Below are 20,068 nucleotides of genomic sequence, written 5' to 3'. Positions count from 1 at the left end.
GTTGACACCGGGAATGACCTGTTTGGCAGATCCTTGCGGCTAGACGCGACCGACGCGTGCTCCGTAAATGATCGCAGCAAGCGCGATGATCCCGCCCTGGACGATCAGCTTGCCGGGCTCCTGGATGCCGAACACCGTCAACATCGCGAAGAGGAAACTGAAGGCGACGACCGCCACGAAAGGCCCCGCGACGCCACCGCGGTCGACGCCGAACGTCACCCCACCGAGGATCGTCGCGGCGAGAGCGTTCATGAAGGTGTCGAAGCCGGGCTTGATCGTGCCAACGGCCAGAGCCGACACCTGAACCAGGGCGGCGATGCCTGTCAGCGTGCCCGCAAGTGTATGGGAGACAAAAATCGTGCGGGCCAGAGGTATGCCTGTTATCTCCGCCGCCCTCGGATTGTCGCCGACAGCGCGGAAGTAGCGCCCGAGGATCAAGAAGCGGAACGCTAATGCGACGAGAACGGAAATCCCGATCCAGACGATCACGGAGTAAGACAGGCCGTAGATGTTCCCGCTCGTCAGGACGCGAAGCCAGCTTGGTGTCGAACCCGGTGCACGGCCCGAACTCATGAATTGGATGATCCCGATGAGGATCGCCGATACGCTCAGCGTCGCGATGACCGCGGAGGCGCGGACATAGGCCACGAGGGCGCCGTTGATCAGACCGACGGCAAGGCCGATGACGATCGGCATCAGGACCGTGACGAAGGGCGGGTAACTGTTGAGGAGCCCGGAGCTGGCGAGATAGATCGAAAAAGCAAACACGCCACTGACCGAGAGATCAATAGAACGCACCCGCATGACAAGAGATTGCGCCAGCACCGCGATCCCAAGCGGCGCTGACTGTTTCAGGATCACGAACCAATAGTTTGGATTGATCAGCGTCGCGCTTACAGCGGGGGCCACAGCGATCAGGATTGCGAGCACGTAATATGCCGGGGGCAAACCGAGCACCCAGGAAAGTATGCGCCTGGCGGTGAGAGTGCGCGATGGCGTCTCAATTTTCGCATCCGTTGTGGTCATCGAGAGGTCCATCTCTTTCAAAGTCCGATCGTTTTGCGACGCTGTGAGACGACGAGTGCTAGCAGCAGAAGGCCCTTCACGACCGACTGGAGGAATGCCGAGACGTTAGCGAGGTTCATCACGTTGTTGACGATGCCGAGGATAGCCGCGCCGGCTACAGTGCCGAGGATGCTGCCGATACCGCCAGCCAGGTGAACACCCCCGAGCGCTGCTGCGGTAACGGATTCAATTCCGAATGTGGCGCCCCCCTTGGGATCGCCCGAGGCAAGGCGACCTGCGAGGAACATCCCGGCAGCGCAAGCAAATAGCGCCGACAGGATGTAGGCCTTGATGACTGTGCGCTCGACCGGGACGCCATTCATGCGGGCATTGAAGTCGTTACCACCCGAAGCGAACAGGTAAAGGCCAAACGGTCTGCGATAAAGCAACCAGGCAGCAACGAACGTGGCGACGATCAGCCAGAGCAGCGAGTTTGGCACGGGCCCAACGGAACCCGCGACTGACGCCGAAAGCCATTCGGGCACCTTCCCGCCGGGGATAGGAAGAATGATAAGCGCCAATCCCTGGCCGATACCCATGGTTGCCAGGGTCATGATGATCGGATGGACGTTGAGCCTGGCTACGCCGTAGCCATTCGACAATCCGAATGCGATCGCAACCGCAATGCAAAGCATGACACGGACAACCTCGGGCATGTCGAGTGTCATGATCGTAGTCGTCACGCTGATGATCGAACCAACGGAAACGTCTAGGCCGCCCGTCAGGATCACAAAGGTCTGGCCTAGCGCAGAAATAACAAGAACAGTGGATTGGGCCAGCAGGTTCGACAGATTCTCCGGCGCCAGAAATTGTGGAAGCAGGATAACCGAGGCGACCACCAGCACGAATAGCGTCCCGATCGACAGCCGGATCGCACCCGCCCTATAGGGTGCCTTCAGGAACTTTGCGACGGTATTCATGTATCCTCCTCAATGAACAGCGGCGCGCGGATCGTGCGCGGAGTTCGAACCGAGTGCGGTTCCCAGGATGGTTTCCTCTGTGGCATCAAGCGCGGGCATCTGTCCGACGATCTTTTTGTCGTGAACGACCAGGATGTTGTCACAGAGCCCGATCAGTTCGGGGTGCTCGCGTGACGAGACGATCACTGCACCGCCACGATCGGCAAAATCGCGAAGGAGCTTATAGATTTCCGCTTTAGCGCCGACATCGACGCCACGTGTCGGCTCCTCGATGACAAGGATATCAACCCCCGAAAGCAGCCAGCGGCCAAGAAGGACCTTTTGCTGGTTTCCGCCCGAAAGTTTGCCGACGGGCGAGGCTGGGTCGGCAGCCGCAACACGGAGCGACTTTATGACATCGTGAACCCTGGAGATGGAACGCCATGCAACGCTCGCCATGTTCCGGTTCAACTGCTTGCCAAGTGCGATGTTATCGTAGATCGGAAGCCGAAGAAATAAGCCTTCCTGCTTGCGGTCTTCAGGAATGAAACCAATGCCGGCTGAGATCGCACTCGAAAAGCCGGAGGATACGTTCACACCGATCATGCTATCGTCGCGGCGACGCCGGACGGTCACAACTGCGGCGGTTTCGACCCCGACGACCGCACGCATGATTTCGCGCTGCCCCTGGCCTTCCAGCCCGGCCAGTCCGATGATCTCGCCCGTGCGTACGGAAAAACCGACTGGCGGGCCATGGTCATTGAGACGAAGCCCTGCCACGTCGAGCATCGGCGACCCAATGGTCTGCGCCCTCGGCGGAAAGAAATTCTGAAGCTCGCGTCCAACCATGTTTGCCACAAGCGTTTGGAGATTGAAGTCTTCTGCCCTGGCTGTCTTTACCCAAGCCCCATCCTTCATGACGGTGATGGTGTCGCACAGTTCGAACACCTCGTTCATCCGATGCGAGATGTAGACGACAGCCTTCCCTTGCGCCTTCAGATCGCGGATGACCTTGAAGAGATGAGCGACGTCCGTCGAGTTTAGTGCCGCGGTCGGTTCATCGAAAATGAAGACATCGGCATTGGATGTCAGACCTTTGGCGATTTCCACTGCCTGCTGCTGGGCAACCGTCAGCGTTTCCACAATCGCCGTGGCGTCCAGTTGAGGGAAAACGTCGACAAGCAGCTTGCGGGATCGCTCGACGACCTCGGCGGTGTCTATCGACCCGTCGGCACGCCGCGGTTCGTGTCCAAGAAACATGTTTTCGGCGACCGTGAGATTGGGGATGAGGGTGAACTCCTGAAACACTGTCGACACCCCGGCGAGACGCGCTTCCTTGGGGGAACGGAAGGTCACCTCTTCTCCTCGCAGACGGATGCGTCCAGCGGTCTGTTGATAGACGCCGGCCAGAATTCGCATCAGCGTGGATTTTCCCGCCCCGTTCTCGCCCATCAATGCGTGGACGGAGCCGCGTTCAAGCGAAAATTGAACATTCGACAGGACTTTGGCCGCACCAAAGGACTTGTTTATGCCGACCATCTCGACAAGCATACTCATGAACACTTCCATCTGCGAGGGTGAAGAGGGCGCGCTTTGTCCGCGCCCTCCATGCGTCAGGCCTTGAAGTACTCGAGGAGCTTCTCATTCGGCATTTCTGTCGGAGCCCAGTAAGCGTCCGTGAGATCGGAGCGGTAAAACTGTGCAAGATTGTCGTCGACGATCGGCTTGGGCCGGTTGGTCCAGTTGCGCTGGATCGGCTTGCCTTCGAGAAGCGCGAAGGCCGCACGCAGGGCTGCCGTCGAAAGAGCCGGAGGGCAAATGGGCCCAATCGAAGAGAGCTTTTCGTCATTCCAACGACGCATCCAACCGTTGAGCGCTTCTCCCGTGATCGGTGGAATGGTGGAAGCCCCGGCTTCCTGCAGCGCGTCCAAGACCCCGAGCGACATGTTCGCGCCGTCAGTCCAGACCCCGGCGACATCCGGATCAGACAGATAGAGGCTTTCGGCTATCTTCTTTGAGTCCTCGTAGGACCAGCTGCCGTGCTGGGTTGAGGTGATTTGGAGACCGGACTTGCTGAAGACCTCGATCGCCCCGGCGTAACGATCAGCATCGATCGGATGTCCGGCGACGCCACGCAGCACCCACACTTTTCCCTTGTTGCCGAGCTTATCGACCAGGAACTGCGCCATCACCCGGCCAAAGTAGAAGTCGTCGCCTTGGACCTGCACCGTGAATTCGTCGGTGTCGACGCGACCGAGATAGACGACCGTCGGAATGCCGGCAGCCTTCGCCTTCCTGATGCCTTCCACGGCCGAGCCTGTCGTAAGCGGCGCAATGATGATTGCATCTACCTTTTGTGCGATCAGATCCTCGATGTCGGCGACCTGTTTTGAGGCGTTGAGGTCGGCGCTTCGGAATTGATAGTCGCCGACACGGGCCTTGTTCCTGCTGATTTCGTATTCGGCCTCGAATGCGGTTTGATAGGTGTGCGTCGAACCGGCCAGGCCATAGTGGCTGTGACCAATCTTCCAGGGACCTGACTTGGCAAACTTACCAGCGTCGACGACGGGGTTTTCCCCTTCGGACGGCCAAGTGTCGGGCAGCAGGGTGATCGTATCCTCTGCCCGCAGGATGCCCGGTATTCCGAACGCGCCAGCTGCAATCAAGGCACTGCCCGTCTGTAGGAATGTACGTCTTTTCATCGAAATTCTCCTCCTCTTGCCACCCAACGTGGTCATTTTGTCTGCGATCTGGAGCGCCGCTATCCTCCAGACATCGCTGAATTCTCCCCACAAACGGCAGATCGCATCATTATGAATAAGCAGACAATCTGTCAATAAACTATATTGAATTTCAGCTTTTTGACGTGTCTTCTGTGTTATCATACTGATTTTTTTATTCTTTTATTGCTGCTTGGTTCGATATAGCAATAAGACAAAGCAGCCGCCCGTCACCTCACCCACGAGCACGCCAACAGGAACCAGAGGAGACCGCGCCTCGCCGGCGAGGTTCATAAAAAGGAAGTTGGGAGCCATAATCGCTACCATCACCCGGAAAGCGAGGCCGCGAGGCAGGAAATACGGGCACCACCGTCAGCCGGCGCGTTCGATGAATGCCACTTCTGAATCAGTCAATCTGTCAAGCGAATTCCAGTTTTAAGACAGCCAACAATTCGGACCAAGATCTAGATCGGCCGAATACCCTGAGGAAGCAATTGATATTACATCGATTTTTCTCTTTACATGTCCGTGTAGCGGGCTGGGATGGCCTCAGCGACCATTTTGGTTCACTGAAGATAATTGACTGATTGTCTGCGAACGCCTACAAGTGTCACCTACCGGCCGAGCGCGCACTGATGGAGTCATTTTATGAAAGAAGCATACGCTGCAATTTCGCGCGAAAAGGCAAAGCCTCTTGTTCTGGAGTGCATCGGTATCGATCAACCTCGCCCCGACGAAATCCTCGTCCGGATCGTGGCGAGCGGTGTCTGCCACACCGACATGGTTGTTCGCGACCAAGGATATGACGTACCGCAGCCCGTGGTTCTCGGCCATGAAGGCTCCGGCGTCGTGGAAGTGGTCGGGGCCGATGTAAAAGAGCTTTCGCCCGGCGACCACGTGGCTCTAAGCTACGCATATTGCGGGAAATGCGAGAAGTGCCGGGGAGGCACGCCTTATTATTGTGAAGACTTTTTCGGCAGAAATTTCCGTGGCACCCGGCCGGATGGCAGTTGCCCGCTACATGATTCACACGGTACCCAGATCAGCGGGTGCTTCTTCGAGCAGTCTTCTTTCGCCACCTATGCCATCGCCAGCGAGCGCAATGCGGTCAGGGTTTCCAAAGATGTTCCCCTCGAACTCATGGGACCGCTGGGCTGCGGGCTGCAAACTGGCGCCGGAGCGGTTCTCAACTGCCTCAAGCCCCAACCGGGATCTTCCATTGCAGTGTTCGGCGCGGGTGCGGTCGGCATGGCAGCCGTCATGGCGGCGAAGATTGCCGGATGCTCGACCATTATCGTGATCGACCTTAACGATGAACGTCTCGAACTGGCGATTGAACTGGGTGCAACCCACATCATAAACGCCCGCAATAGGGATAGCGTCAAGGCGATCAGGGAAATCATTCCCGAAGGCGCAGACTTCAGTCTCGAATGCACGAGCTCGCCGAAGGTGTTTCGCCAGGCGGTCGATTGCCTCGGCACCCCAGGAACCTGTGGACTGGTCGGATCGTCCGCGCTCGGAACGGAAGGGATCGTCGATATCGGCAACTTTCTGTTCGGCCGTACGCTCGTCGGTGTGGTCGAAGGCCAGAGCATTCCCTCCAAATTCATACCCGAGCTCATCGAATACTGGCAGCAGGGACGGTTCCCGTTCGACAAGCTCGTCCAGTTCTACGATCTCAACCAGATCAACGAGGCAATGGCCGATTCCGAGAGCGGCAAGGTCATCAAGCCAATCCTGCGCATGAAGCACTAAGCTCTCGTCACGAACATTGTCCAGAAGTCAGCCTCCCAAGGCAACGTCCGGCGGGGCCGTGGTCGTCACGGTCTCGCCCGGACACTCTGGAACGCAGGTGTGAGGCGCAACCCCGTTTCATCATTGCAACGCGACCAGGTCGCGGTAACGGTAGTGGGCTCTTCCAGGTCAAAATATTAGTCTGCGACGGCGCAATTTCTCGGCGATCCGTGACCCCCTCATCAAGGCCTTGCGGCAGTTGACGACCGCACGTCATTCAACTGATGCTGCCCTTGGGCCATAAGAGCACTCGGGCCGGCAGGCCGAGCGTCCCCCGACACGTGCGCCTTGCGTCGACGTGCCACCAGCAAAATGCCAGACAATCGGCGATGATCTTGCCAGCGAGTGGCCAGTGGCGCGCTTTCTCCGTCCCGTCGAAAAATACCAACGAAACTTTCGAGATGGGTCATCAGGCGTTGGGCCAACGGAAGCCTTAAGCAGACAGACCCACGACAAAGGCGAGTCTCGCCCCTGCCTCTCTCCGCACGTTCCGACGTTCCATTGCCGTTCTGCCCTCGACGTTCGCCTGGGCAGCGTGATCGGCCGGGTCCTGCTCGCGGTCGGCCGCCTCGTTTTGAAGGCTGTCGGCGCGGTCTTGACCAAGACTCTCCCCGCCTTCTGCAGAATGTGTCATCGGGCTTCCGTGACGAGCTCAAACCTTGCTGGTGGCGAGCCTTAAGACCCACCACCAGCCGTTGGACTATGACTGTATGCCGCCCATGCAGACGTATTTCATGGAAAGGAAGTCATCCATGCCGTATTTCGAGCCCTCGCGGCCGAACCCCGACTGCTTGACGCCGCCGAACGGTGCAACCTCCGTGGAGATCAGGCCCGTGTTGACGCCGACCATCCCGTACTCCAGGGCCTCCGTAACCTTCCAGACGTTTCGAAGGTCGTTGGCGTAGAAGTAGGCGGCGAGACCGAACTCTGTGTCGTTGGCCAGTTCAATGACCTCTTCCGTCGTTTTGAACCTGAAGACAGGAGCGAGCGGCGCAAAGGTCTCCTCTCGTGCGACCTTCATTTCCTTCGTGGCTTCCGAGAGAAGCGTCGGCTGGACGAAGGTGCCACCACGCTCGTCCCTTGCGCCGCCCACAACGATCTTCGCACCCTTACCGACCGCGTCATCGATGTGACTATAGAGCTTCGCCACCGCATCGTCGTTGATCAGCGGACCGATGGTGGCTCCATCCTCGAACCCGTCAAGGACCTTGAGCGCGGAAACCCGCGCCGCGAGTTTCTCTATGAAGCGGTCGTAGACCCCGCTCTGGACGTAGAGACGGTTGGCGCAAACGCAGGTCTGGCCGGCATTGCGGAACTTGGACAGCATCGCTCCTTCCACGGCCTCGTCGAGGTCGGCATCGTCGAAGACGATGAAGGGAGCGTTGCCGCCGAGTTCGAGGCTGAGCTTCATGATCTTTTGTGCGCCCTGCGCCATCAGGATGCGGCCGACCTCGGTAGACCCTGTGAAGGTCAGCTTCTTGACGACGGGGTTCGAGCAGACTTCTTCACCGAACATCCGGGCGTTGTCTGTCGGCAGGACGCTGAACAGGCCGCCGGGTATTCCCGCGCGCTCAGCGAGTATGGCAAGAGCAAGGGCCGACAATGGGGTTTCGGCGGCCGGCTTGAAGATGATGGCGCAGCCGGATGCCAGCGCCGGGGCGATCTTGCGGCAGACCATGGCGGAAGGAAAGTTCCAGGGCGCGATGGCCGCCACCACGCCGACGGGCTGTTTGATGACTATCAGGCGCTTGTCGGCCTGATGCCCCGGAATGGTGTCGCCGTAAACGCGCTTGGCTTCTTCCCCGAACCATTCAATGTAGGAAGCGCCGTAGGCGACCTCTCCGCGTGCCTCGGCTAGAGGCTTGCCCATCTCGGACGTCAGGATGATCGCGAGGTCCTCGGTGTTGGCCGTGACGAGGTCGAAGAACTTCCGCATGACGCCGGCACGTTCCTTGCCCGATCGTGCGGCCCACTTTTTCTGGGCGAGTTTGGCGACGTCGATGGCTTCGCGGACGTCCTGGAGTCCTGCGCTCGGGAGGCTCGCAATCACGTCCCCGGTCGAGGGATTGTGGACCTGGATCGTCTTGCCGCTCGCGCCCTCTTTTCGCCAGTCGCCTCCTACCAGCATTTCCTCGCGTACCAGGGAGGGGTCTTTCAGGCGATCCAGTAGAGCGGTGGAGATAGCCATTGGTATTCCTTTCGATGCAACGTTCAAATCTGATTACGGATGTGTGGTGAGCGGGCGTAGATCGCGACCATGGGGACGATCAGCAGCCCTACGACGGCCTGTTGTGCCGGGAAACTGAGCCCCAGGCCGACGAGAAGCGAGGTCAGGACAGTAAGGACGAGGACGCCGAGGACCGTCGCTCCATACCCGCCGGCACCGCCTAGAAGAGACGTTCCGCCGATAACGACCGCCGCCACGGTGGTGAACAGATAGGGATCACCGACCCCGACAAAACCGCCGCCGGAGAAACCGAGGAGCAGCATTCCGGTGAGTGCCGACATCGCCCCGCTGACGCTGTGAATCACTGTCCAGATCTTGAATTCCGAGATTCCGAGGCGGGCGGCGGCCGTGCGGCTCCCGCCAACAGCATAGAGGCTCCGGCCAAACCAGGTGTTGTGCATTATCCAGCCCAGAGCGACGGCGATGAAAGCCCATATGACGATAACCGGTGGAAACGGCAGACCGAAGAACCTGCCATTGAACGCCGAAAGGTTGCGAAGCCATCCGGGGACGGGCGCAAAGACGGTACCGCCGAACTGCGATCCGAGCGAGGTGTAGATCTGGACCGCCCCGACGGCGGCAAAACCAAGACCGAGCGACATGATCAGCGCCTGACCCTGCAGCCGGAAGCTGAGGGCGCCGTTGCAAGCCCCGACCAAAATGCCAAGGAGAAGCACGACGATCATGGCGACGGGGGCGGGAAGACCCGCCACCATGAGGCTTGGAAGCAGGATATTGGCGCCACCGATGATGTATGGGATGGAAAGATCCAGCGCTCCAACGAGCGCGCAGAGCGTCTGCCCAACAGACGCCAGCCCAAGGAAGGCGGCGAGAAGGAGGATCGATCGCGCGTTCTGCGGCGACACGAAGCCCGGCACGAGCAGGGCTCCAAGAATGAGCAGACACGCAAGGAGACAGAAGCCGATCGAAATACTCTTGTGCTTGCGCAAAGGGCTGGCGCCACGGGTCGCGCCGATTTCTGTGTTCAAGACAGTGGAGATCATTTCCTTACTCCTCACGCGACAGTGCGGCGGCTGATGACGAAGACGTTCACGAGAAGTGACCCAACGAGGATCAGGCCAAAGGCCATTTGCGTGACGAAGCCGGAAACCGTCCCGAAGTTGAAAGTGGACAGAAGATACGAGATGAGGAACATGTTGATCGCGCCGAGCGTCGAGCCGAGCGCACCGCCGCGGCCCCCGGAGAGACTAGCTCCGCCAAGGACCAGCGCCGTCACCGCTTGCAGCGTGTAGGTGCTGCCCTGGGTCGGGTCGCCGGATGAGATCAGCGCGGTGTAGCTCAATGCGGCCAGCCCGGCAAAAACGCCGCCGACCGTATGGGCGATGATGCGCACGACGTCGACCTGCACACCGCTGGTATAGGCCATCCGCTCGTCAGCGCCTGTCATCCGCAGGTTGCGGTAAAACATCGTGCCCCTCAGGACGCCCCAGATTGCGAAAGCGCCGAGCAGAAGCAACAGGACAGGCGAAAATATGCTCGTTCCCGCGCCCCAGCTTAGCATCCAGTCTGGAGCGACACCGCCGGGACGCGACATGACCATCAGGTTGACGCCCGACAGAACGAGGAAACCGGAGAGCGTGACGATGATGGGCGCGACGCGCACATAGATGATCACAAGTGCTTGCACCAGCTGGAACGCTGCTCCCAATCCCACCGCCCAGGCAATGATGGCCAACGGGTGCGTGATGCCGTTGCCGACCAGCCACGTAATGAGCGTGACGTTGACGAAGCCCATGAGCGGGCCCACGGAAAGGTCCACCGCTCCGCGGCCCGCCATGACGATCGGTGTTATCGCGAGCGTGGTCAGGATCAGCGGCGTTGCAACCAGAATGGCTCCGGCCAGACCATTGTTCGTGAACAGACCCTGGCCCCGGAAGGCGACAGCGCAAAGGAGGACGAGGAAAAGCCCGGCCGGAACGAACAACGAGCGGTCCTGCGTGACTTGACGGAAAGCGGTTACGGACATCATGCGGTCCTTTCCAGATCGAAATCAACGGAAGCGTCCCGGGCTTTCCCGAACATAGCGGCGAGGATTGGTGCCTCGGCGATTTCCTCGCCGGTCAGGGATCGAAACAACGTTCCCCCGAAGAACACGTCGACGCGATCGGCAAACCCGATGAACTCCTCGATCTCACTCGAGACGTAGATGACACTGCCGCCTTTTTCAGCGAACAGACGTAACTCCCGGTAGAGGTCACGCTTAGTGCCGAGATCGACACCGCGCGCGGGGTCATTCAGGAGGATGACTTGGGGATCGTTTGCGAAGGCGCGCCCGATAAGCACCTTCTGCTGGTTGCCGCCCGACAGTGAGGTGATCCTGTTCGACGGGCTGCCGATCTTGATGCGCAGACGATCCACTTCGCGCTTAAACATGGATTTCAGCGTGGGCTTGCGGATCACGCCCAGGGGTCCGAGCGTCTTCCTGTAGACACCGATGGCGAGGTTTTCGAAGATGCTTTGTTGCGGGAAGATACCCTCGCGCTTGCGATCCCCGGAGACGTAGGAAACACCGAGCTTCGCCGCATCGTCGAGCGATTGCAGCGCGATCATCTTGTCCGTATCAACCGAGCGGACCTTCACCTCGCCACCGAACGGCTGGATGATGCCGGCCAAGACGCGGATAAAAGCGTCCTGCCCCTGCCCATCAAGCCCGGCTACGCCGACGATGCTCCCCTTGGGAAGGTCGAAATCGAATAGGCGCGCCGACCTGTGCGCGGCGAGACCCGTCGCGGTTAGTATGAGAGGGGCCGATAGCGCCTTCTTTCGGGAGGCGTATTCTGTCGCATCGCTGGCGCGCCGATCTGCCGGCGTCATCATGGACAGCAGGTTTTCCTCGGTAATCTCATCCTTTCCGAGCGTACCGACAGTTATCCCATCACGCAGGATCGTCGCACGGTCGGCGATACGCACGAGTTCCGCGATCCGGTGGGTTACGATGAGGATCGTCGCGCCCTCGGCACGAAGGCGGTCGATTTCCGCGTGGAGCCGGAGGGTCGAGTCGAGGTCGAGCGCGGCCGAAGATTCGTCGAGGATCAGCACCTGCGGCCTGCGAAGAATAGCCCGTGCGATGACGATCCACTGTTTGATGCTGAGCGGCAGGCTGCCTGCCAGTTGATCGAGGTCTACGGATTTTCCAACGAGCCGCGCCAGGATTTCAGCTGCTTCGCTCCGCCGATCGCCGGTCGACTGCGAACGAAAGACACCGTCACGACCGACATAGAGGTTCTCGAATACGCTAGCCTCGTCAGCAACCAGGACTTCTTGGAAGATGGTGGTCAGGCCGGCCCGCTTGGCGTCGACGGGCGAGGCAACCTTTTCACCCAGGATCGTGACCTTGCCTGCGTCCGGGTGCAAAACGCCCGACATGATCTTGGCCATCGTGCTCTTGCCGCTGCCGTTTTCGCCAACGATGGCGTGCACCTCCCCGGCGCGGGCCTCGAAGTCGCACTTCTTGAGTGCCTTCGTCTCCCCGAACGCCTTGGCGACATCTACCATTCTGACTGTTATCTCGCTGCCCATCGCAGACCTCCCACCCGCAACGTCCGCCAAGGCGGCTTTTACGATCTTCCAACGGTCGCCCGGCAGTTAAGCCACCGGGCGGATCCGGCTTACTTGGCTACCGGCTTCCAGGGATCGGCAGGACGCTCGAAGTACTGGTCGGCAATCGCACTTGGGAACCATCCGTCCGCCTTCGGTTCGACGAAATCCGTCGAGTTCACATCGCAATCCTCGGGGATCGAAGCGCGAACGTCATCGATGGTGAACGGCAGGACAGGGCGCAGGAAGGACTGTACCTTCGGCCCCTGCCCTTCGAGCGTGCGAAGCATGATCTCCCACATCTGCTGCATCTCGCGGCGCGGCGGCCAGATATGGAAGCCAGCATCGACCCATTCTGGATTCTGGCGCCAGTAACATGCCGCCGAAGCCTCGCCGCCCAGCGTAATGGGCACCATGTCACGACCCGACTGGAGCATGGCATTCAACACGCCGTTCTCCTGCGCGCCCTGTGTCAGAATACCGTCAATCTGAATGGGGTTCGTCGCCAGAAATTTCTGCACCTCGACCTGTGCTACCTGGTCGGTCCACTTGCCAGCCACTTCGCCGACAATCTTGATGTCGGGATACTTTGCCAGCGCTTCTTTGGCGGCCTTGTCGAAGCTGTCGGATGAGGCGAAGCCAGGGATGCCCGACACGAGAAGCACGTTGCCTTTCTTGCCGATCTTGTCTGCGAGCCAGGTCGCCATCTCGCCGCCGCCCTGCGCGTGATTGGCAGCGCCGTTGATCGCGTAAGGCGACGTCACGTATCCCGAAAACGAGAAAACAGGAACGCCTGCCTTATAGGCGTACTCGATCGTCTGGTTGAGGGCGGTGACGTTCGAGCAGCAGATGATGATGGCATCGACCCCATCATCAACCATCTGGCGCATCTGCTGAATCTGGACGGCGTCCTTGAGGTCGGACTGAGTGACCACGACTTCAGATACAAGCCCCGCTTCCTTGGAGCGCGGCAAGAGGTCATTCATGACGGCATCGAGGGCGGCTGCGCGCCACGTGTTGCCGGCATAGCTACTGGCGTAGCCGATCTTCCACGGCGGTCCTTTCTTTGGCTTGAAGTCCTTATAGGCGCTCGCTCCGAGCGGAACCTGCGGGTCGACGACCTCGTAGATTTTCTTCTCGTTGGGGGGGAGCTGGTCGACGCCGTCAGCCCAAGCAGTGGTCGTCAGGGCGCTGACCGCGATCAGCGCCCCCATGGTTCCGGTTAAACTCCGTCTCATTGGATGCTCCTCCCAAGAGATTGTTTCAGGCGACCTTCGCCCTGGTTGCGGATGCCTGCTGGATTTCCTCGAGGATCGGCAGCAGGTATTTTCTGAACTCGGTGTAGTCTTCAGTGACCGGGAAATGTCCGAGCTTCTCCATCGTCCAGAACTTGCTGCCCTTGACGAGATCGGCGGCGATCTTGGTGTCGGCCGGGGAGGTATTCGGATCGTATTCGCCCGTCAGGAAGTACAGCATGCACTTCGACGTATCGATCTTGCTCGCCTCTTCGGGCGAGACATTGTGGTCATAGTAGTAATAATAGAGGTCACCTGCGAAGACGCCCGGACCGCCGCAGCTATATTCCCATTGGATTTCGCGGACATTGGCTTCTGGTGAGTAGGGCGAGATATTGAGCATCATGGCCGCGCCGATGGAGGTGCGGTTCACGTTTGGGTTGTCGAATTCTTTCCGAATGCCTGCCATGCCGACATCGACATATTCGGCAGCCGAGCGCAGTGCGCCTTCGACGGAGATAGTAGCGCGGAAGTTGTCGGGGTAATTCGATGCGAGATCGATAGCAAGATGTCCGCCCATCGAGCTACCCATATAAACGGGGCGGTCCAGACCAAGGGCCTTAGAGAGTTCCAGTTGGAAATCCATCATGAACTTCTTGGTCATGTTGTACTCTTTCTCCCACCAGCGAACGCCGTGGGGAGGAAGAGACTTCCCGTGATAGGGCAAGTCGAACGCGATGACGCGGAAGTTCTTGGTCACGTCTTCGTCGCAGAGCGTGTGCCGGTACTGGCGGCCGTCGGAGCCCGCCGTGTGACCGACAAGCAAGGGAATGCCCTCTCCGGCTTCCTCGTAATAGACGCGATATTCGATGCCTTCGATCGTCAGGTAGACGTAACGGCCCGTGATTGGATCATGCCTAGTCATGCTGCTACTCCTTCCGGGCGGGCTTCGCGCATCAGGTTCGTCATGCGATTGAGCGCAGGGAGATACGCGAAGGTTTCGTTATTGTTGCTAAGGTACAGACCGTGTTTGATGTTTGACGACTGCAGGCACTGATAAAACGGCCGCGGCTTCTTCTGGAGAAGCGCATCCCACTGTTCACCCGTGCCCCGGATGACGATCTTGCACGTCTCGTCGTCGTAGGCGGCTTCTTCGACCTTCACCATCTTGCCGTCTTCGAAGTGGAGTGCGACGCTGCGGGTCGGAAAATCGCATTTGATAATGCCGTTGAGATAACGGGTTTCGCGCTTGAACTCGAAGTCCTCCAGCGCCAGTTTTTTGAACTTCTCGAGATCGATGGCCAAGTTCGGCTCCTCCCTAGTTAAAACGGCGCGGCCGATCCACGCCCTTCAAAATTTTCCGCCACGCCTAGCGGCGGCGGCTTCAGATGCCCATTTCGTTGAAGACCTCCTGGGCGTTTCGGAAGCTGTCGATGCCCGCCGGTACGCCGGCGTAGATCGCGACCTGCAGGAAAATCTCCTGGATTTCCTCCTTGCTAAGGCCGTTGTTGATCGCGCCGCGCACGTGGCCCTTGAGCTCATGCGGACGATTGAGAACAGAGATCATGCCAAGGTTCAGAATGGACCGCGCGCGCCTGTCGAGGCCTGGTCGATTCCAGATCTCGTTCCAGCAATACTCAGTGACGAGCTGCTGCATAGGCCAGGTGAAGTCGGTCGCCTTACCGAGTGCTGCGTCGACATAGGCATCGCCCATGACTTCACGACGCGTCGCCAGCCCTCGAGCGAACTGTTCCGAAGGGACAGGCCGCTCCTTGCCGTGTGTTTTCACTTTCGTTTCTTTCGTGGCGGTCATTCGACAACGCTCCTAGCTCTACTGTCTACGACAAGATAAACTGATTATCAGACAATCTGTCTGTTTCGCCCGAATTCGCGAGTTTCCGAGGCTAATTGTGATCTTCGACGTATCGGATGATGCGGGTGTGGTCCTCGGATGGGCCTAGCGCCTTCTGTGCAGCATCCCAGGCGTCTGCCGTGCTGGCGAGAGCATCGAGGCGAAGACCAAGCGTCTTGGCGAGATCGGCGGCGATGCGGATATCCTTGGCCATCAGGCCAATGGCAAATCCCGACCCGAACGTCTCAGAGAGGATGAACTGCTTCATCTTCACTTCGGTGGCGTTGTTCTTTCCAGACGACGAGTTGAGAATATCGACGATCGTCGCCGGCTCCAGGCCGAAGGCACGTCCAAGAAGGACACCCTCGATCGCCGCCAGCACACCTGCACCGGATACGAAGTTGTTAATCGCTTTCATCGCGTGACCCGAGCCAACTGGCCCCGTCCGGAACACCTGTTGTCCCACTGCCTTCAGCAGCGGCTCGGCCTCCTCGATATCAGCATCCTCCCCACCGGCCATGATTGTCAAGGTGCCAGAAACGGCGCGCTTGACGCCTCCGGAGACCGGGGCGTCAACCAGCCGAAGGCCACGAGAAGCAAGTTCGAGACCGAGCTCCCTTGTGTCGTTTGGAGCAGACGAACTCATGTCTATGACGACGGCATTCTGCTTCAGGCCGCCACAGGCGTTTTCGCCCAGCAGCGCCTCGCGCACGATCTTGCCGTTCGGAAGCATGGTGATCACGAAACTGGCCCCGACCATGGCGTCAGAAATCGTTTCGGCGGCTCGCCCGCCCGCATCAGCGAGCTTTGTCTTGGCGTCTTTCGAGAGGTCGAAACCGACGACATCGAAGCCCGCCGAAATGAGATGTTGAGCCATAGGTTGGCCCATCGCGCCCAGCCCTATAAAGGCCACGCGCGTTGCGTTGAGTGTCGATGACATTTTTTCCTCCGGACGCGTGCGAGCAATGAAACCCGCCTTCCTTCAGAGAGGATTAAAAAGATTATCAGACAATCTGTCAATCGAAATTTTAAGTTTCTAGCGCTGCGTTCTTCCGGAGGTATTCAAGTGCGACCTTGGCAGCCTGGTCGATATGGAATTTGCAGGCCGCCGCCGCCAACGGCCCGTTGCGATTCTGGATTGCGTTCGCAATATCCTTGATTTCGGCAATGCTGTGCGCAAGGCGTCCCGGTTGCGTCATGGTTGTCATTCGAAGGAGATTGATCCGATTGTGCAGAGCTGTCAGCATTTGCCTTACGAACACGTTTTTGCTGCCGTCCATCAAACAGTTGTAAAATGCGTTTTTCGCATCTATGAGGCGCGCACCGACGCCACTTTCGGCGGCGGCTTCGAATTCGACCACCGCGGCTAGAAGTGTCGCTATGTCGGCGGCAGTGCCATGCTCAGCGAACTGCTGGCCCGCGAATCCTTCAAGAAGAGCCCGAACGGTATAGAGTTGCTGCGCTTCCTCGTAGGTGATCGTACTGACGACCGGTCCCTTATGGGGATAGCTTGTGATAATGCCTTCAGCTTCGAGCTGTCGCATTGCCTCGCGAACCGAGGTCCTGCCGACGCCCAGCATTTCGCAAAGTTCTCGCTCTACCAGTCGCTGGCCGGGCTTAAATCGCCCACTGGCTATCGCCTGACGTAGAGTCTCCTCAACTTTTACGCGCAACGTCGCACTTTGTCTGGATATCTGTAGGTCTGTCTGCATCGCCCGCCAACACCTGTAATCGGCTCACGCCGCGCTAAATCATTCTCTACATATGGAGGCATTCGCTCTTAATATCAATCCAGATTGTCTGAGAGCTGCCAGTCTCAGTTGATCTCTTCGCGACAGCTTTGCCTGCTCGTCGTGTCTGACAGCCATAGACTTGCGGGCTCTTAAGTCGCGGATAGCGCCGCCCGGAGCGCGATCTGACACGGTCCTACAGCTATGGCCTTGAAGTTGTCAGCGCATAGACTGGTGAGAAGGACAGAAGACGGCGCATATCGCGCTCGGTGGCCGCTCCCCTCGCAATCGCAAAAACTTCAAAAAATCTCGAGGCATGGCTAAGAGAAGGTTGGGCATCACGCATATTGCTGTCTCAGCGTTTCAAAGAACGCCGGACGATCTTGCTGCCCGTCAGAGGTTCGATCAGCCTCGCGCCCGCATTTCAGCCGAGGCAGCGTCTTCAAGCCATACGTTTTCCAGCCATTGCTTGAACGCGTTGACCTTTTCTGATCTGAGCCGCGAGCGGACATATGTGAGCGTGTGGCAACGAAGGTTGGGGCCTGTCATCCCGAACGGAAGGACGAGGTTACCTCTTTCCACATCCCGTTCAAGAAGCCGGTAGCTCTCCAGGCACACGCCGCGTCCTTCGACAGCGGTCGCGATCGCCATAAACGCATCGCGAAATCGAGCGCCGCGATTGACGTCAATCGCCAAGCCGTGGTCCTTCGCCCATTGTTGCCAGCTGTAAAGCGTCTGCTCCGACTTGATTAAGGTGTGGCCCACCAGATCCGATGGCTTGCGTATGGGCCGCTCGCCATTCGCCACCTCGGGAGAGCAGGCTACGACGATTGTCTCAAGGGGGAACTCCTCCGCCGCGATAGAGCCCAGTCGAGGAGCGCTGCCGTAGCAGATATCGACATCGACCGAGCCATCGGACAATTTTGCAGGATCCGATGTCGACAGAAGCCTGATTTCGATCGAGGGATACAATTCTTCGAACCGAGGCAATCTTGGCATAAGCCATAGCGAAGCCAGACTTGAAGCACAGCCGACGCTCAGGACGTCGACGCTGTTGCGCCGGCACACCTCATCGGTCGCCTGCTCAATCATCGAAAGCGCTTCTGAAAGATCACGGTGGTATCGCTCGCCAATCTCGGTGAGCGACACGTTCCTTCCAATGCGGTGAAAGAGTTTTTCCCCAAGGTCGTCTTCCATCAGCCTGATTTGGTGGCTGATCGCCGACGGAGTAAGCTGCAGCTGGGCAGCAGCCTCGAGAAATGAACCCTTTCTGCCGGCTGCGACGAACGACTGTATTGCACGAATGGATGGAAGTGACGTCATCACGTTCTCGATCCATAGACATCTGATCTAAGAGCACAGCGGGTCATAGCAATGCTACCTTGCGCGCGGCACGGTGGCCAAACTCGGACCGAATACTCTCACCTGCAGCAATCCGCTTGATGTCTCCGAGAACTTGCGAGAAGTCTGCGAGGCTCGAGGTGCCAAAGCCCATATAGACCTGCTTGAACAGCTGATAGAGGGTCTCATAACGTCCGCGCGTGCTCGGATCAGGCTCAAACTTTCTGTAGCCCACGCACATGGCTGCCTGAGCGCTCTCGATTGATCCATGATCTTTGGCTGCAAGAGCGGCGAATATTCCCGAACCGAGACCGGTCGGAATACCGTCGGGGACCAATATCGGCTTGCCTATAACATTGGCGTAGATCTGGTTGAGGATGTCGTTCCTTTGCGGGATACCTCCCCCATTAATGACGCGGTTCACTGGAACGCCGTGCTGCTCCATCCGCTCCAGGACAACCCGTGTGTGGAAAGCCGTACCTTCAATCGCGGCATACAGTTCGTCCTGCGCTGTATGGCCGAGATGCCAGCCAAGCGTCATTCCACCAAGGTCGGAGCGGACGAGAACCGTCCGGTCCCCGTTGTCCCAGGGGAGACGCATCAGACCGGTCTTTCCGCCTTCGATGCTTTCCAGGCCTTCAGCGAGCCTGGACACCGTCGTGCCGGCACGTCGTGCTATTGCATCGAACAGGTCGCCTGTCGCAGACAGGCCTGCCTCAACTCCCACAAGGTCTGGATGTGCACTCCCTGGGACGACGCCGCAAACACCGGGGATTAGCTTCACACGTTCACTAACGGCAATGATACAGGTCGACGTACCGATCACATTGACGACGTCCCCCAGACGGCAGCCAGCGCCAATTGCATCCCAATGGGCATCAAACGCACCCGTGGGAACTGGTATCCCGGAGGTCAGGCCGAGTCGTTCGCCCCAGTATGTGCTGAGCCCACCTGCGATCGAAGCAGAGGTCTGATATGTTCCGCCAATCTTCTCGCGCACGCCGTCGAAAAGCGGATCGACGCGGGACAAGAAAGCCTGCGAGGGCAAGCCACCCCATTTCGGGTTCCACATCCACTTGTGTCCCATGGCGCAGACGCTGCGCACCATGCGAGCCGTGTCGGTCACTCCGGTGAGGACCGCGGCCGCCATGTCGCAATGTTCCACGGCGGTCCCAAAGCGCTCGCGCTGGTCGGGATTGTGGCGCATCCAGTGGAGAAGCTTGGCAAAGCCCCACTCGTGGGAATAGGTTCCGCCGCACCATTCAATTGCTTCAATGTGCATGTCGTGCGCCATCGCCGTTATCTCTTCGGCTTCCGCTTTGGCGCGGTGATCACACCAGAGGTAGTAGTCCCCCAAAGGCTGCATATTTTTGTCGACAGGCAACACCGAGGACCCCGTCGTGTCGACCGCAATCGCACGGATCTCCTTGGAATCTACGCCGCATTCGTCGATCACTCGATGCATCGCCAGCACAAGCGCTTCCATATGATCTACGTGGGACTGCGTTGCCAGGTCGGGATCGGAACGACGCCGCTCGAGAGGATATTCCGCGACGCAGGTTCCAAGGGAACCCTTCTTGGAATCAGCCAGCGTTACCCGCACGCTCAAAGTTCCGAAATCAACTCCTGCTACAATCGACATGATAA

General features: G+C 58.8%; 17 protein-coding genes. 1 reads left to right on the top strand and 16 read right to left on the bottom strand.

From position 1 onward, the window contains the following. Positions 1–39 precede the first annotated feature (39 nt). From AB8B31_RS34280 to AB8B31_RS34265, 4 genes are read right to left on the bottom strand one after another with little or no spacing between them, the layout of a single operon-like run. Entirely contained in the window at positions 40–1,038 is a 999-nt protein-coding gene (locus tag AB8B31_RS34280; protein WP_013984704.1) for an ABC transporter permease, read from the bottom strand. A 5-nt stretch (positions 1,039–1,043) separates the two neighbouring features. Further along, the gene (locus AB8B31_RS34275; protein ID WP_013984703.1) at positions 1,044–1,985 is read right to left on the bottom strand and encodes an ABC transporter permease; all 942 of its coding nucleotides are present in this window, start codon (positions 1,983–1,985) and stop codon (positions 1,044–1,046) included. 9 nt (positions 1,986–1,994) lie between these two features. Continuing rightward, positions 1,995–3,521, bottom strand: a complete 1,527-nt coding sequence (locus AB8B31_RS34270) for a sugar ABC transporter ATP-binding protein (protein ID WP_170961474.1) — start codon at positions 3,519–3,521, stop codon at positions 1,995–1,997. Between the two features lie 56 nt (positions 3,522–3,577). Further along, positions 3,578–4,666, bottom strand: a complete 1,089-nt coding sequence (locus tag AB8B31_RS34265; protein ID WP_013984701.1) for a substrate-binding domain-containing protein — start codon at positions 4,664–4,666, stop codon at positions 3,578–3,580. Positions 4,667–5,332: 666 nt separating this feature from the next. Between AB8B31_RS34265 and AB8B31_RS34260 the strand changes: the two genes are divergently transcribed. Further along, positions 5,333–6,439 (top strand): NAD(P)-dependent alcohol dehydrogenase, encoded by a 1,107-nt coding sequence (locus tag AB8B31_RS34260; RefSeq protein ID WP_064843739.1) that lies wholly within the window; start codon positions 5,333–5,335, stop codon positions 6,437–6,439. Between the two features lie 739 nt (positions 6,440–7,178). Here AB8B31_RS34260 and AB8B31_RS34255 read toward each other — a convergent pair. From AB8B31_RS34255 to AB8B31_RS34200, 12 genes are all read right to left on the bottom strand, one after another. Further along, the gene (locus AB8B31_RS34255; protein ID WP_013984698.1) at positions 7,179–8,666 is read right to left on the bottom strand and encodes an NAD-dependent succinate-semialdehyde dehydrogenase; all 1,488 of its coding nucleotides are present in this window, start codon (positions 8,664–8,666) and stop codon (positions 7,179–7,181) included. A gap of 23 nt (positions 8,667–8,689) precedes the next feature. After that, positions 8,690–9,709 (bottom strand): ABC transporter permease, encoded by a 1,020-nt coding sequence (locus AB8B31_RS34250; protein ID WP_013984697.1) that lies wholly within the window; start codon positions 9,707–9,709, stop codon positions 8,690–8,692. Positions 9,710–9,720: 11 nt separating this feature from the next. After that, entirely contained in the window at positions 9,721–10,695 is a 975-nt protein-coding gene (locus AB8B31_RS34245) for an ABC transporter permease (RefSeq protein WP_050577727.1), read from the bottom strand. After that, positions 10,692–12,245: a sugar ABC transporter ATP-binding protein gene (locus AB8B31_RS34240; protein ID WP_064843738.1), complete on the bottom strand. Its 1,554-nt coding sequence runs from the start codon at positions 12,243–12,245 to the stop codon at positions 10,692–10,694. Before AB8B31_RS34240 ends, AB8B31_RS34245 begins: the two co-directional genes overlap by 4 nt. An 89-nt stretch (positions 12,246–12,334) precedes the next feature. After that, positions 12,335–13,501: an ABC transporter substrate-binding protein gene (locus tag AB8B31_RS34235; protein ID WP_064843736.1), complete on the bottom strand. Its 1,167-nt coding sequence runs from the start codon at positions 13,499–13,501 to the stop codon at positions 12,335–12,337. Between the two features lie 25 nt (positions 13,502–13,526). After that, the gene (locus AB8B31_RS34230; protein WP_064843734.1) at positions 13,527–14,423 is read right to left on the bottom strand and encodes an alpha/beta fold hydrolase; all 897 of its coding nucleotides are present in this window, start codon (positions 14,421–14,423) and stop codon (positions 13,527–13,529) included. After that, positions 14,420–14,803: a hypothetical protein gene (locus AB8B31_RS34225; protein WP_064843732.1), complete on the bottom strand. Its 384-nt coding sequence runs from the start codon at positions 14,801–14,803 to the stop codon at positions 14,420–14,422. Before AB8B31_RS34225 ends, AB8B31_RS34230 begins: the two co-directional genes overlap by 4 nt. A gap of 79 nt (positions 14,804–14,882) precedes the next feature. Continuing rightward, positions 14,883–15,311, bottom strand: a complete 429-nt coding sequence (locus tag AB8B31_RS34220; protein WP_170961475.1) for a carboxymuconolactone decarboxylase family protein — start codon at positions 15,309–15,311, stop codon at positions 14,883–14,885. 91 nt (positions 15,312–15,402) lie between these two features. Next, the gene (locus AB8B31_RS34215) at positions 15,403–16,290 is read right to left on the bottom strand and encodes an NAD(P)-dependent oxidoreductase (RefSeq protein WP_064843728.1); all 888 of its coding nucleotides are present in this window, start codon (positions 16,288–16,290) and stop codon (positions 15,403–15,405) included. Between the two features lie 88 nt (positions 16,291–16,378). Continuing rightward, positions 16,379–17,062, bottom strand: coding sequence for a GntR family transcriptional regulator (locus AB8B31_RS34210; protein WP_040140051.1), 684 nt, complete (start codon positions 17,060–17,062; stop codon positions 16,379–16,381). A 423-nt stretch (positions 17,063–17,485) separates the two neighbouring features. Continuing rightward, on the bottom strand, positions 17,486–18,403 hold the full coding sequence (locus AB8B31_RS34205) for a LysR substrate-binding domain-containing protein (protein ID WP_040140048.1): 918 nt from the start codon (positions 18,401–18,403) through the stop codon (positions 17,486–17,488). A gap of 43 nt (positions 18,404–18,446) precedes the next feature. Continuing rightward, positions 18,447–20,063: a ribulokinase gene (locus AB8B31_RS34200; protein ID WP_064843727.1), complete on the bottom strand. Its 1,617-nt coding sequence runs from the start codon at positions 20,061–20,063 to the stop codon at positions 18,447–18,449. Between the last annotated feature and the right edge of the window lie 5 nt (positions 20,064–20,068).

Origin of the sequence: Rhizobium sp. 62_C5_N11_2 (assembly GCF_051811185.1) — a bacterium.
Lineage (GTDB): Bacteria > Pseudomonadota > Alphaproteobacteria > Rhizobiales > Rhizobiaceae > Rhizobium > Rhizobium leguminosarum.
Note: the sequence above shows the minus strand (reverse complement) of the source record. Positions and strands in the feature narration are given on the sequence as shown.